The organism is Neobacillus sp. SuZ13 (assembly GCF_030123365.1).
Classification (GTDB): Bacteria; Bacillota; Bacilli; order Bacillales; family Cytobacillaceae; genus Neobacillus.
On record NZ_CP126107.1, the window covers coordinates 3,387,934 to 3,402,551 of the forward strand.

15 protein-coding genes are annotated in these 14,618 nt (G+C 37.0%); 3 read left to right on the forward strand and 12 right to left on the reverse strand.

Annotated elements, in window-relative coordinates; genetic code table 11:
- Positions 1–491: 491 nt before the first annotated feature.
- From QNH17_RS16660 to QNH17_RS16685, 6 genes are all read right to left on the reverse strand, one after another.
- A complete protein-coding gene (locus tag QNH17_RS16660) occupies positions 492–992 on the reverse strand; it encodes a hypothetical protein (RefSeq protein ID WP_283873634.1) in 501 nt (166 codons plus the stop codon).
- Between the two features lie 206 nt (positions 993–1,198).
- Positions 1,199–1,846, reverse strand: coding sequence for a response regulator transcription factor (locus tag QNH17_RS16665; protein ID WP_283873635.1), 648 nt, complete (start codon positions 1,844–1,846; stop codon positions 1,199–1,201).
- Positions 1,824–4,337: a sensor histidine kinase gene (locus QNH17_RS16670; RefSeq protein WP_283873636.1), complete on the reverse strand. Its 2,514-nt coding sequence runs from the start codon at positions 4,335–4,337 to the stop codon at positions 1,824–1,826. Before QNH17_RS16670 ends, QNH17_RS16665 begins: the two co-directional genes overlap by 23 nt.
- A 189-nt stretch (positions 4,338–4,526) precedes the next feature.
- Positions 4,527–4,949 carry a FosM family fosfomycin resistance protein gene (fosM, locus tag QNH17_RS16675; RefSeq protein ID WP_283873637.1) on the reverse strand — a complete coding sequence of 141 codons (423 nt, stop codon included), beginning with the start codon at positions 4,947–4,949 and terminating at the stop codon, positions 4,527–4,529.
- A gap of 6 nt (positions 4,950–4,955) precedes the next feature.
- Positions 4,956–5,132, reverse strand: coding sequence for a hypothetical protein (locus QNH17_RS16680; RefSeq protein ID WP_283873638.1), 177 nt, complete (start codon positions 5,130–5,132; stop codon positions 4,956–4,958).
- A gap of 35 nt (positions 5,133–5,167) precedes the next feature.
- Positions 5,168–5,512: an avidin-fold protein gene (locus tag QNH17_RS16685; RefSeq protein ID WP_283879524.1), complete on the reverse strand. Its 345-nt coding sequence runs from the start codon at positions 5,510–5,512 to the stop codon at positions 5,168–5,170.
- Between the two features lie 202 nt (positions 5,513–5,714).
- On the opposite strand from QNH17_RS16685, the gene QNH17_RS16690 reads away from it, so the two are divergent.
- Positions 5,715–6,389, forward strand: coding sequence for a DUF421 domain-containing protein (locus QNH17_RS16690; protein WP_283873639.1), 675 nt, complete (start codon positions 5,715–5,717; stop codon positions 6,387–6,389).
- Positions 6,390–6,450: 61 nt separating this feature from the next.
- On the opposite strand, the gene QNH17_RS16695 is transcribed toward QNH17_RS16690, so the two are convergent.
- The 4 genes from QNH17_RS16695 to QNH17_RS16710 form a co-directional block, all read right to left on the reverse strand.
- Positions 6,451–7,107 carry a potassium channel family protein gene (locus QNH17_RS16695; RefSeq protein ID WP_283873640.1) on the reverse strand — a complete coding sequence of 219 codons (657 nt, stop codon included), beginning with the start codon at positions 7,105–7,107 and terminating at the stop codon, positions 6,451–6,453.
- Between the two features lie 36 nt (positions 7,108–7,143).
- Positions 7,144–8,493 (reverse strand): TrkH family potassium uptake protein, encoded by a 1,350-nt coding sequence (locus tag QNH17_RS16700; RefSeq protein WP_283879525.1) that lies wholly within the window; start codon positions 8,491–8,493, stop codon positions 7,144–7,146.
- A gap of 94 nt (positions 8,494–8,587) precedes the next feature.
- Positions 8,588–10,165, reverse strand: a complete 1,578-nt coding sequence (locus tag QNH17_RS16705) for a cation:proton antiporter (protein WP_283873641.1) — start codon at positions 10,163–10,165, stop codon at positions 8,588–8,590.
- A gap of 191 nt (positions 10,166–10,356) precedes the next feature.
- A complete protein-coding gene (locus QNH17_RS16710) occupies positions 10,357–10,653 on the reverse strand; it encodes an antibiotic biosynthesis monooxygenase family protein (protein ID WP_283873642.1) in 297 nt (98 codons plus the stop codon).
- A 156-nt stretch (positions 10,654–10,809) separates the two neighbouring features.
- On the opposite strand from QNH17_RS16710, the gene QNH17_RS16715 reads away from it, so the two are divergent.
- Both QNH17_RS16715 and QNH17_RS16720 read left to right on the forward strand, forming a co-directional pair.
- Positions 10,810–11,460, forward strand: a complete 651-nt coding sequence (locus QNH17_RS16715; RefSeq protein ID WP_283873643.1) for a cupin domain-containing protein — start codon at positions 10,810–10,812, stop codon at positions 11,458–11,460.
- A gap of 356 nt (positions 11,461–11,816) precedes the next feature.
- Positions 11,817–12,125, forward strand: a complete 309-nt coding sequence (locus tag QNH17_RS16720) for a hypothetical protein (RefSeq protein WP_283873644.1) — start codon at positions 11,817–11,819, stop codon at positions 12,123–12,125.
- A gap of 54 nt (positions 12,126–12,179) precedes the next feature.
- Here QNH17_RS16720 and QNH17_RS16725 read toward each other — a convergent pair whose 3' ends face one another.
- Both QNH17_RS16725 and fabG read right to left on the reverse strand, forming a co-directional pair.
- Positions 12,180–13,370 carry an acetyl-CoA C-acetyltransferase gene (locus QNH17_RS16725; RefSeq protein WP_283873645.1) on the reverse strand — a complete coding sequence of 397 codons (1,191 nt, stop codon included), beginning with the start codon at positions 13,368–13,370 and terminating at the stop codon, positions 12,180–12,182.
- A 372-nt stretch (positions 13,371–13,742) separates the two neighbouring features.
- Positions 13,743–14,477, reverse strand: coding sequence for a 3-oxoacyl-[acyl-carrier-protein] reductase (fabG, locus tag QNH17_RS16730; protein WP_283873646.1), 735 nt, complete (start codon positions 14,475–14,477; stop codon positions 13,743–13,745).
- Positions 14,478–14,618 lie beyond the last annotated feature (141 nt).

Below are 14,618 nucleotides of genomic sequence, written 5' to 3' on the forward strand. Positions count from 1 at the left end.
TTCTGTCCTCCCGAATGATTTATTGGTTAGTTGTAACTTCGTATGGGTTTTTCTTTTGTTTTGGATGATTTCAGTGTACGGTGTTTCTATTCCATCAAAACCGCAGACTTTGAGAGAACCACCGCAGACTTTTGGGGGAGCTCCGCATGTGGGTGTGTTTTGTGCTAAAAAGATGTTACTCTCGGATAATTTGTATTTACTCTTGAATAAGGGACAAATACTTTCGTATAGCAAGGGATTACTCGTGGATAGGATGCAAATACTCTCGATAACGGTTTTTTAATTTCCCATAACCCGAGTTTACTGGCGGATGTGTCAACTTTACTAGCGGATAACCCATGTTACTGGCGGATAATCCATATTTACTGGCGAGAGTCAATTTAACTGGCGGATGGCATAGATTTAGTGGCGCTTGGCCCGAGTTTACTGGCGGATAACTCCTGATTACTGGCGATAACCAAACTCCTAGTAAGCACAAAAAAACCTTAACTCTATATGTTAAGGTCTTTACTGCTATGAGCTTCCCTTTTAATTAGATAGATCATTATTACAAGACCACCAACTACGCTCATGATCAATAGCAACATATTTAAATAAAATGGCAAGAACGAAACAGCAATGGCAATCCAGGCAAATAGAAGGGCTAACGGGCTCGTGGCTCTAAGGAAAAGATGAACAAATCGGTAACTTGAACGGATAAAAGGTGTGGCTTCTAACAACAAAATAGTTGGGTTCATGATCGAACCATAAATCAATGGGATGACAATGTAAATGGAAAACTCAGTTTTCAACGACACTTCTAATAGAAATGCAAAACCCAATGCAAACCCTTGCATGAAAAAATCAATATGAGCTGATTTTAGTTTTCTAGCATTCGTGAAAACTTTAGTTATCGGTGAACTTTTTTGATAATATACCGCTGAAAGCGGCAATGATAATACCATCCCAATCATAAACGAGAATAATCCCCACTCTAATAGTTGAATATTCACAATAACACACCTGCAACTATATTTCTGTCCTTTGTCTTCATGATAATCCCCCTTCATTTATTTAGTATGGAATCATCATATTTCAGAAGGAGACACTGCCAACCGCAAACATTCATGGACTTACCGCAAATCATTGCGGATTCACCGAACCAATCTACCGTTTAATATCACAAAAAAAGGACCGGCATTCGCCGGTCCCATTCCATCTAATATAAATCTTCTGTCGGCAGAATCCCCAGTCCTTTAGCTTTTTTAATAGCTTCTACCCGAGAGTTGACATTTAATTTTTGAAAAAGTTCGGTCAGACTGTACTCCAAGGAGCGCTGACTAATTAACAAAGTCTTGGAAATTTCCTTATTACTATGACCCTTGGCTAATTCGCGCAGAAGTGTTTCTTCCTTTTTCCCAATCGTTGTTTTATCATTGGCACTCTCCCCTTGCACAACAATCTCCTGACGTCGAAGCTGCTTCAGAAGTTGCATTGGAATAATTGCTTCTTTCCGCGACGCACTGCGTATCGCCTGAACGAGTTGCTCACGGGTCGACGTTTTCGAAATAAAGCCAGACACGCCTGATTCCATCAATAAATTAAAATGTGGGCCAATATCAAATCCCGAATAAATGAGAATTATGGCGTCAGGAACATCTTCAAGCACCTTGCGCGCCAAATCAGCTCCATTGATATTAGGCATATATAAATCAAACAGAATCACGTCAAAACTTTTTAAACGGACCAAATCCGGGACAAGATAAACGTCCGTTTCAATCGTAACATTCATATCCGGTTCTGACTCAATTAGCATCTTTGTTCCTTCGACGACGGATCTATGATCATCCACCAATAATATTTCCATAGTGATCACCTTTTAGCGATGTTATAGTTGGAATAGTAATATCCATATGAAAGCCTTCTTGAGGAGCAGAATGGAACTCTACCTTCCCCTCTAAACTTAGGACCCGATTTTCGATACCCGCTAAACCCATATGTTTAAATGAGCCTCCAATGGAAGTTAATTCGATCCCGACCCCGTTATCAGCATAGGAAAAATGAATATATTCCTGTTTACTGGTTAAATTCATCGTTACCTTCGTAGCTTTCGAATGTTTGGTGGCATTATTTAATAGCTCTTGGACAATTCGATATAATCCTAAAATTTGATCTTCATTTAATGGATGGATTAACTCCATTGTTGAGAAGTCAATCTCATAATTAGAAAACATCCTGGTGTACGAAAACAGACTTTTTAATGATTCCACCAGTCCCATCTTTAAAAGAAATGGCGGGCGTAGTTCGTTACAGGTAATTCGAATTTGATGTATAGCGTCAAGCAATCCCTCTTCAATTTGCATTAGTTCCTCCTGAATCCCATCATTTAACATAGAAGTGGAACGTAATGACTCCAGTTTTCGATACCAAATAATGAGATCTTGTAAGACAGAATCATGTAAATCGCTGGAAAGCGAGGCGCGTTCCTTTTCCGAGAGTCTAAACAAGAGCCGCAGCATCCATTTTGGGCTCTCGTTGATACTTACCATGTCCTCCACACGTTTCATCAGATCTTCAATAAATCCGAGATTATCATACAAAATTGTGACATAATGGACCGCTGTTTCAAGCCACTCTTCCTCTATTTTTTTCAAAGCTTGTTTAATATCAATTTTTAAATACACTGACTGTTCCTTATCAGCGATTTTGATCCATTTTACATTGACACTATTTAAAGTTGATTCTAGATTTCTAGGAACTTCTTCAATAAAAGCATTTTTGACAGGTAATACTCTCTTAACCTCGTCAATTAAACGATTTTCTAGATCTGTGACCTTCATTACGTTCGCAAGATCATGGGAGAATCGATTAATACTTTGCTGCAGCATCTTATATCTTTCTTCACTTTGGATTAACTCAAGTTCCTCTTTCTTTCGCTCGGTTATATCCTTAACCATCCCATGAACACCCATCAGTTCACCATAAAGGAAGATCGGAACAAAGGTAATATGGACAATGCGATGCTCGCTTTGCCTATAGCGTACGATCCGGCATTCAATTTCTCTTGATTCATGGGTGTGAATGACCTCCGAAAGAACTTGATAGATAGATAAGTGATCTTCATCATAAATCAGCCCAATTAAACAACGATCAGGTAACTCGTCTATTTTAATGCCGGTAATTTTTTCAAAAGATTGATTCGCATTAACGAAATTAGCCTTTAAATCAATGGAAAAAACTCCATCCAAATTGTTCTCAAATAAGGACTTATACCTTTGCTCACTTTCCTCTAACGCCAACTCAGACCGTTTTTTCTCCGTAATATCCAACATTAATCCATTAAGTCGTTCAACTGCACCTGTATTGTCCAAAAACGGATGGACAATCAGCCTTCCCCATCTAGTTTCATTTTCGATATGGATATAACGAATGACTTTGTTAACAGGAAGACCCTTATCCAAATTTTTCTTTACTTCCCCCATTAGCATAATATTATCCTCTGGATGGATGTGGTCATGGAGTCGAATTGGGTTATTCATGATTTCATGTCGAGGAATTCCCGATATTTTTTCGATGCTCTCCGAACAAAAGGTATAGTAGCTAAAATCTTTATCTGTTGACCACACTGCGGCATTTACACTTTCTAAAATATTCTCTAGTAATTGTTCTGTCTTTATTCGTTCAGTTATATCGCGTATCACCGCAACTACATATTTTACATTTCCAAAACTATCAAACACAGGTTTCACCTTAGTCTCAACATGGAGCAGGGATCCTTGGGCGTGAATGGCACGATATTCCATTTTAATTTCTGTTTTGGTCTGGACTGCTTGAAAATGCAAGTCACGAATCCGCTGCCTGTCCTCAGGGTGAATTAAGTCAAATGCATTCATTCCTTCGTATTGTTCCTTTGTGTAACCAATCATTGAAAAAATAGAAGGTGATACATAACGAACGATCGCCCTTTGATCCACGAGCACGATTACATCAGATGTGTTGTCTGCAACAATTTTATACCTTATTTCTTCGTCAAGAATGTGTTCGATGGTAGATTTTTGTAAAATGCCAATATAGGCAATCAGTGTTGATTCGTTTTCAATAATAGGGATTAATTGCAGTCTCACAGAGATTGCGGAGCTATCATAACAATAAACAATAAAGGGTTCATTCTCTTTCTTTTCAGTGAAGATTATGTTGGTTAAACCATCATCCCATTTTTTTTGGTCCGAACCGAATAATTGTTGAAAAGCTTCGTTTACCCATAAAACCTGATTATCAAGTCCAATGATATACATTGGATCAGGCATTTTCTGCAGCAATTGTTGCGCGCTGTTAATTAAAGTTAGATCCGTGCTCATTACGTAGCTCCTTTCAATAAGAAAGAATTTCCAGTTTACTCTTCTATGATAATTATAATGGAGATGATACCGATAAAACACGCAAAAATTAGGGGGAGGTCCGCAATTTATTGAAGAAACGTTTTGAATAAGCCCAAATGAAGTAAATAAGAAAAAGCCTCAATTACTCGGGGCTTTGGGGATATACCTTTAGATGTAAAAATTCATATGTCCTTTTTCTTGCTTGTAATAATCCAATCGATCTTGCAAAGAGCCTGTATGAAACTCAAACTTATGACCATCTGGGTCCGTAAAATAGATGGACTTTTGATCTTTTTCATCTCTTGGACGTCCTGATAAAATAGTAACATTCAAATCTGTTAGTTTTTGATACATCTGATCATACTCTGCTTCATCAATAGAAAAGGCTATATGTGTGTAGGATTGCTGTATTTCATTTCGGGGTATATCTTTCTCTAAATTGAGAGCTAGCCACATTCCATTTAGATCAAAATAAGCAGTGCTTCTACCTTTTACTAGCAGCTTTGCATCAAAAACATTTTGGTAAAAATCAATAGATTTCTCCAGATCCGAAACGGAAAATAAAAAATGATTGAGACCTTTAATGGACACGAATTTTCACCTCGATTTATTAGGCTTCAATTTTGGTTTTATAAATAGTTGGTTAATGAATGCCAATACAATGACAATGGATAGCCCAACGATTATATTTAACCATTGAATAGCCATTAATATTCCAAGGCCAACTGACCCATACAAACGTATTGATTCAATTAACTTTCTATGCTTTTCCATCCGATCATTCCCCTTACTATTTTAACTGCTATTGATTAATTAATAACCTCTTCAATAACTGATTCTCCTTCAGTTTGCTCAGCGTCTGTCCATTTCCATTTCTCATGTAATCTAATTCTTCCATCTGGCAGAGTTTCTGGAATCGAGTAACACTGCCCGCCTCTTATTTCATTTTTTGTGTTTACATGGTTATATCTAAATTGTAAATGGCCATTTTCTTTAACAATTCCAATCAACGTTCCCTTTACAATCTCCCCACCACGATATGTTGCTGAAAGTATGTTTCCCTCTTGTTTGTATTCAAAAAATGTACTAGAAGAAACTTCTCCATTTGCTGTATTTTCAATAGATGTAAATTTCCTACCATTGTAATCGATCATCACTTTAATCCCCTCAATCGTTATAATATTCACATATTTTACCATATATTTTACACCTTTTAGTAGTTTTAAATATTAGAAATTTATTAATTTTTTTTCAAATTATAAAGGCATCTATTTAGGGCTCACTTTGGAATAATGGGCTTGCATAAAGAACATACTATCAAAAATGATTTGTTGGATTATATTGGGAGAAATAGCGATGTCAGAATCTGTTGAAATTATCATTCGAACGTTTACTTCATTTATTATATTATGGATATTTGTATTGATTCTCGGTAAACAAACGATTTCCCACAAGACTTATCACCTCTATATAGCTTCCATAACCATGGGAACAATTGCAGGAAATCTAGCCTTTAATCTAGGTATTAAAATCCATTACTTTATTATCTCGTTCGTCCTAATGGGTATTGTTGTTTTTATTCTAAATATAGTGGCCTTACGAAATCCACGCTTAAGAAAATGGATTGCTGGAGAACCTGCTACCTTAATACAAAATGGAGAAATTCTCGTAGAATCTATGGAACGAATGCGGTATTCTCTAGACTCTCTAAATCAGGCATTAAGAGGCAAAGATATTTTTAACATTGAAGAAGTAGAATGTGCCATTTTAGAGATAAACGGCTCACTATCTGTATTAAAAAAGCCCCAATACCTAGCAACCACTAAGGAGGATTTAAAGCAATTTCTTCCGGTTGAATTGATCTATGATGGTAAAATCCTTTACAAAAACTTGTCACAAAACACCTACGATGAGGAATGGATATTGGAAGAGCTTATGAGAAGAAACCTTAATATTGATAACATCTCATATGCTGTAGTAGGGACCAAAGGAAACTTGTTTATTGATTTGAAGGATAACCAAACGAAATAATTACGGGCTAATAATATAAAAGACATCCTTACATGGATGTCTTCTCGGTAAAATTAATCGGTTATTTAATATTCGCAAACTTATTTAGATCATCACGATGTCCAATGACTACTAGCTTATCCCCATCTTGAATAAGATGTTCAGGAAAGGGTGAAATGATTAAATTTTCACTACTTAGAATGGCAATCACATTCACATTATATTGCGCTCGTAAATCCAGATCACGTAAACTTTTTCTGGTCATACTTTTGGGAACTATTATTTCTTCAATATTGTATTCTTTTGACAGTTCGATATAGTTCAACACATTGGGGGTTAGGAGATGATGGGCAACACGTTCGCCCATATCTCTTTCAGGATGTACGACCCAATCTGCTCCTACTTTTGTTAATACTTGTCCATGGCGTTTATTCAGAGCTTTTGCAATCACCTGTTTTACGCCCATTTCTTTTAAAATTAATACAGTTAAAATACTTGCCTGCATATCATTACCGATAGCGACAATAACATAATCAAAATTACGGATTCCAACCGTTTTAAGTGATTCCTCTTCAGTTGAATCAAGGACTACTGCGTGCGTAACCAATAATTTTCCATCTTCTACTCTATCTTCATTTATATCAATTCCCAATACTTCCTGATCTGCTTCAATTAACTTGGATGCAATACTTGTACCAAATCTCCCTAACCCAATGACAGCATAACTTTGCTTTGCCATAGATACTCAACCACCCCAAGAATTTTTAATTAAACCCTAGCCAATTAACAATTTTTCTTCTGCATATCTAACCTTTGTATCTTTACGAGTATTTAAAAGTGCAAATGCCATCGTTAATGGTCCAAGCCTTCCGATAAACATCATGATGGAAATCAGGACTCTACCGAAGGGCGACAGGTCGGGTGTGAAATTCGCGGACAAACCTACTGTTCCAAAGGCAGAAATGGTTTCAAACAGCAGTTTGCTCATATCAGCTTTTTCGGTGAAGGTTAATAAGAAGAAAATGAGGAAGATAAAAAACATTCCTGCCACAACGATCGATAATGCTTTATTGACAAGTTCCCACGAGAGTCTTCGTTTAAAAATATTCACATCATCCCGATTGGTAACCACTGCCCAAAAAGCTAAAATAATAATGGCAAAGGTTGTTACTTTAATTCCCCCACCAGTGGATCCTGAGGACGCACCAATAAACATCAATGCCATCATGAAAACTAGGGATGATAGATTCATGGCTCCAATATCAATCGTATTAAAACCTGCAGTCCGTGTGACGACGCCTTGAAAATAGGATGCCCAAAGCTTATCATCATATGGCAGATTCCCAATTGTTGCAGAATTTTTATATTCTGATAATAATATGATTAATGTCCCTATGATGTTAAGTATTAGTGTCATAAGGAGGGCAACCTTCGAATGGAGAGATAGTTTGCGAAAGGATCTTTTATGAAAGAGATCAAGAATCACCGTAAAACCAATTCCACCCGTGATGAATAGAAAGGTAATCATGATATTAACTGTCGGATCACCTACCCATTTACTTAGGTTGTCAGATTCAAGACCAAACCCAGCATTATTAAATGCTGAAATTGAATGGAATATACCATAGTAAATGGCTTTGCGGAGTGGCATGTCAAAGGACCAACGAATTGCTAAAGTGACTGCACCAATTAGTTCCACCATAAAGGTAATAAAGATGATCCTTTTTACTAGGTTGACTACTCCTGATATAGAAAATACATTTAATGAATCCTGAAGTAATAAGCGTTCTTTTAGTCCAATCTTTTTGCCTAAGATAATAAATAACAAGATACCTGTGGTCATAAATCCCCAACCGCCAATTTGAATCAAACAGAGAAGAACGATTTCACCAAATAAAGTAAAGGTCGTCCCCGTATCTACTACGGCCAGCCCTGTAACACAGACAGCTGAGGTCGCCTCAAATAAAGCATCAATGAAACTAAGTCCACGGCCCTCTTCATAGGTTGCTATTGGTAACATAAAAAGAAAAGTCCCCAATAAAATTAGACCTCCGAAACCTATCACAAGGATTTGAGCAGGATGCAAACGAACTAAATTCCCTTTTCTTTTTATCAATTTCACAATATTGACTCTCCCTTTTAGAAAAAAATGAACCAGACAATTGAACTTGTTTTTATGTTTACCCTAGAGACTAAGATTATGAATCCACCTATAAAATTTAATGGGTATCCTCTAATTTTACGATCATGTCAGTAATATGATTGAGTTCGTGCTCTGCAACCACATTGGAGATCATATCTTCTTTAATCAATTTTCCAATCGCTTCGTATTGTGCATATAAGGCATGTTTTTGTAAAATCGATTGCTGTTTTGCTTTTAGACTCGGATACTTCACAAAAAGTTGCTCTGTTTTGCTCTTTAATTCAGATAGTTCTCGTTCGTATTCTGTAATCAATTCTTGTGCTGCTGTTTCGGTAATGAACAATTTTTTTCTAACAATATGTATTTCGTTTATCGCTGTTTCTAATCTGTGTCCTTTTGCAATCAGTTCTTCATATTCCTTAAACCCCTCTTCTTTTTTATTAAGCCCTAAAACGGATAATAGCGATTTGATAGAAAGTCCTTGAAATACTAATGAGAACAATACCACACTAAATGCAATGATTAAGATTTCTCCTCTGCCAGTAAAATCATGAGGAAGACTTAAAACAAGTGCAATAGATAATGAACCTTTTAGACCTCCCCAATTGATTACGTGTTTCCAAGGAGTAGGAAAGTTTTTGGTAAATATAAGACTTGTATAGACTGCAATGCTTCTGGCAATAAGCACAACCAAAATGGCAAGAAAAACCAAACCCCATTTGTCCGCTAAGTTAATCTTGGTTATTTCCAATCCAACCATGAGGAAAACGATTGAATTGGCCAGCAGTGCAGTAACCTCCCAAAAATTATTAATGTTCAGCTTCGTCGTGGGGCTCATTCCAACCTTTGCTCCATAATTCCCAAAAATCAGTGCAGCCACAACAACCGCGATGACTCCTGAAGCATGAAAAGCTTCAGCCAGTAGGAACGAACCATAAAACAGAATCACACTAAAGATGATTTCCAATGGGTAATCGTCAAAGTAACTGGTTAATTTAGAAAACCCATAGCCAAGGGCACCGCCAATAATGAGACCAAGTGAAATAACCTTAATAAACTCCCATAATCCATATCCGACACCAACTACACCCAGGTCAATGTACGTTAGTAAATAAAAAGCGGAGATTTTAAAAAGAACAACCGCCAGTCCATCATTAAATAAACTTTCGCCTTCAATAACTATAGCAAGCCGTTTGTTCACTCCGACACTTTTAAAAATGGAAATAACGCTGACAGGGTCCGTGGCACTCATTAAAGCAGCAAACACAAACGCGGTAGGAATCGAAAAACCTAAAAGCCAGATAGTAGAAAAACCAACAATGAGAAAGGATAAAAGCGTAGCTCCAAACGCAAGAGCTAATATGGGTCCTTTATTTTCTTTTAAATGGGAAAAAGGCAGTTTCAGTGCCGCTTCGCCTAATAAGGCCGGCAAAAAGAGAGTAATAATTACAAAGTTAAATACTTCTCCTTCTGTAATAAAATCCTTTAAGGGCTCGAAAGCAGGAATGTTTATTAGACCTATAATCGCCCCAACAATAACTAACGAAATTGGGTAAGGCTGTTTTAATTTTTTTGAGATGGCAGTAATACCAGCTGCAATCATCACTAACGTTAGTCCGAGTTCGAAAATATGGTGCATATCTAGTTTATCCACTTTTTTTACCCCCTCATTTATTCATCATATCCATTATGTCTAACAATCATTAATATTTCGATTGTTTGAAAAAGACGGGATCATTTTCATCATATATTTTCGTCTTCGTTAACCCTGAAAAAGCGATAAAAGAAAAAGGAATTGCTTAGCAATTCCTTTGTTTTCCCCAGCTTCTGTTATCTAATTAACTTCTATAAAACTGGGATATTCTCAAAATGTTCTACCGTTGGAAATGGATCATAGAAACGATGTAAAAGTTTTTTCCATTCTTGATACTCATTCGATTGCCTAAATCCAACGGTATGGTCTTCTAATGTTTCCCACCTTACCAATAATAAATATTTCCCCTTAACCTCAAGACAACGCTGTAATTCGTGAGATATGTAACCTTTCATTGATGCAATAATTTCTGAGGCCTGACGAAAGGCATCCTCATATTCCTCTTCCATCCCTGACCTAACCGTAAGCATAACTGCTTCCAATATCATATAAGTCCCTCCTATCTTAAATGTAAAAAGTAAATAAACTCAATTAATTCTATCATATAATTCCAAGGTTAATCGGACATAAAATTAGCTCACACCCAACTAGAGGTATGTGCATACCATGCCTATATGTTTATTTCAATATAAGAGGTGTAGACTATGGTATCGTATATGGATTATACATCCCCATCCACTCAATACACGTATGATGTTAATCAAAGCCCTCTCTTCATAAAAGACAATCAAAACTATATTAATGTATTAGGTGTTAAACAGTTAAATACCCTGGAAAATGTATCTCTCTTAGATATCTTTTTAAGTACAAATAATGTCGTTGAACCGCACTATCACCAAAATGCAGCCGAACTAGTTTACTGTATTTCTGGTTCAGCTACCGTATCTATTTTGAACCCTTTTACGAAAAAGATAATGAATTACACGATTACACCAGGTCAGGTAGCTAATGTTCCACAAGGTTGGTGGCATTACGAAATTGCTTTAGTTGATAACACTCATCTTTTGGCGATTTTTGATGCACCAACTCCAGAAGTAATACTTGGGTCGGATATTTTAAAATTCACACCTGCCAATATCATGTCGCATACCTATTGTCTGGATGAAAATCAATGGAACCAAGTAATTGCACCCGTCAAACCCTCCACCTATATTGGTCCATATAATGATTGTAACCAGGGAAGTGAAATATCACCCGATCGGTATGTAAGTCAACAGTATCAACAACCAACCCCTCAATATATACCACCATACTATCCAACACCCTATGTTCCGAACTTCCTCCGATATTGGTGATAACTTGGTAAAGGGATTGCGTTAAAGCAATCCCCCTCAAGCCATATTTTTATGTTTTTTCTATTGCTTATCCTAAGAATGGAAACGATGAACCGCCAAATGCTTAATGTACCAATCGCTGGATTTAATATGCTTTTGAAAAAAGCATATTAAATCCATGTAAGAAGTGATATTCACTAAAATTTCACTTTTTATTGGCTCTTCTTGTATTTTTCGTCACACCTTATCTTCTCTGCCGGATATACAATCTAACTGAAGACATCCGAGTAAAGGAGTGGAGCGCTCTCTAATGTTAAAAGTTTAATAGTGTAGTAATCATAAATATGAATCTTTACAAAAACTTAGGAGGTATTCTTGTGTTTAATTTATTGATTTTCGGCTTAATTGCTATTACCTTGGTGTTGTTAAGTATCTTTGTTGATGGGCTGATGAGATTAAATAAGGAAGAGAAAGAAGCAGAAAAAAATACTGTACGCGACGGAATGCATGGATATTTATTTGGACTGGGCAAAGTGAAAATATTCAAAACCATTCATGATGCCGATGGCAATCTCAGATATTTGGTATATTTGCCACAGTACGAGTGGTTCAAAGCACCAACCTACAAATGGTATGAAGTCTATGCGACTCATAACGGATTCCAGCACATCGAAGTAGAAAGATAGTCTGCATATATAGTAAAATGGCTTGGAGTAATCTCCAAGCCATTTCTATTCTTCTTACTTAATATTTTCGATGATTGTTGCTACGCCTTGTCCACCACCGACACATAATGTAGCTAAACCATATTGGTTTTCTCTTTTCTTCATTTCATGAATTAAAGTCACTAAAATTCTTGCTCCACTTGCACCGATTGGGTGGCCTAGTGCAATGGCACCGCCGTTTACATTTAGTTTTTCTTTACTAAAATGAAGCTCGCGATCCACTGCAATCGATTGAGCAGCAAATGCCTCATTTGCTTCAATTAAGTCAATGTCTTCTAAGGATAAAGACGCTGAATTAAGCGCTTTTTTCACAGCTGGAACAGGACCGATTCCCATAATACTTGGATCTACCCCCGCTGAAGCATTCGCTTTAATTGTTACGAGAGGAGTAACTCCTAATTCCTCTGCCTTTTTACGGCTCATCACAACAAATGCTGCAGCACCGTCGTTAATGCCTGAAGCATTAGCAGCGGTAACAGATCCATCCTTTTTGAATGCAGGACGAAGTTTGCCTAAACCATCTGCAGTTGTTCCAAAACGAGGGAACTCATCTTGGCTGAATAATGTCACTTGTCCTTTACGGCCAGGTACCTCAACAGGGACAATTTCATCAGCAAAACGATTTGATTCAATCGCTGCTTGAGCCTTTTGCTGACTCCATGCAGCAAATTCATCCTGTTCTGCACGTGAGATTTCATATTTTTCCGCAAGGTTTTCAGCTGTGATTCCCATATGATAGTCATTTTCTGCACACCATAAACCGTCTTGAATCATGCTGTCTAACATTTTCTGATCGCCCATTTTGAATCCGTTGCGTCCGCCTTTTAACAAGTATGGAGCTTGACTCATGCTCTCCATTCCACCTGCTACAACAATTTCAGACTCCCCAGCAAGAATGGCTTGTGTTGCTAAGTGAACAGCTTTCAAGCCTGATCCACAGACCTTATTAATTGTCATAGCTGGTGACTCTTGAGGAACACCTGCAGCTAGAGAAGCTTGTCTTGCCGGATTTTGGCCCGATCCTGCTTGTAGAACGTTCCCCATAATAACTTCATCCACATCATTTGGAGAAATTCCAGCTTTTTCAATCGCTGCTTTAATTACAGTTGTACCTAACTGAGTAGCTGATACCTTTTCTAAACTTCCTAAGAAACTACCAATTGCTGTTCTGACGGCACTTACGATGACAACTTCATTTGCTGACATTCTGATCTCCTCCAAAGCTAATTTATGTATTCGAATAATAATTCCTCACAAATTTTACTACATTTTGCCGTACTTTTTGTGACAAACTATTCGACAAATTCAGAGTTATTATTCTATTAATTTCACCCTTCATTGTTCAGAAATCAATTAAACTTTTTTAAAAATGCAATGAATGGCAATGGATAATATCACATTCAATAAAAAAAATGAAAAATATTAATGTAAGGGTATTCATGTTGAAATATATTATAAAATGACGGATTTTGTAGAAAAGTATTTCATGTAATTATTTTTCAATATTATTTATTGAAAATAATTACAACAAAAAAGAGAGAGAATCGAGATTCCCTCCCTTAATAATCGCTATCCTGCTTAAATCACTAAGCCTCCATCAACACTTAAGATCGTCCCATTTATATAATTGGCTTTATCAGAAGCCAAAAATAAGTACGCTGCGGCAATATCTTCTGGTTTTCCCAGCTTCTTAAGCGGTGTCTTTTCCTTCATAATCTGAAGTACTTTATCCGGCACAGCAGCAGTCATGCCTGTTTCAATGAAACCTGGTGCGACTGCATTGACCCTGATCCCTTTTGGACCAAACTCTTTTGCCCAGCTTTTGGTCAGCCCAATCACGCCAGCTTTAGTTGCTGCATAGTTTGTTTGGCCAATATTTCCGTATAACCCAACAACGGAAGAGGCATTAAGAATAACACCCGACCCCTGTTTGAACATGATTGGGGCTACAGCTTTTGTACATTTAAAAACACCGGATAGGTTTACCGAAATGACTTTCTCCCAATCCGATTCCTGCATTTTTGTTAAAAATCCATCAAGTGTAATTCCGGCATTGTTAATTAATACATCAATGCGGCTATGCTTATCTACCGTTGAGCGAACCATCTCTTCTATCTGGGTACTGTCAGTTACATCCACCTGAAAAAACTCTACTTTTTCATGATTCAATTCTTCTAAGGTCATTCTACCAGCGGATTCGTCATAATCACATATTACAACACTTGCACCCTCTTGGAGGAATTGTTTAGCCGTTTCTTTTCCTATGCCCTGTGCTCCACCAGTTATTAACACAACCTTTTCACTAAATACCAATAATATCACCTCATATTAAGCATTTTTGAACAAAACAGCTACACATGTTCATCATCCCTAGGCAAATTGGTAAAGTAATCAACAACACACAATGATACCGGATACAAAATCCATTATTACCCTTTTAACCCATACTATGCT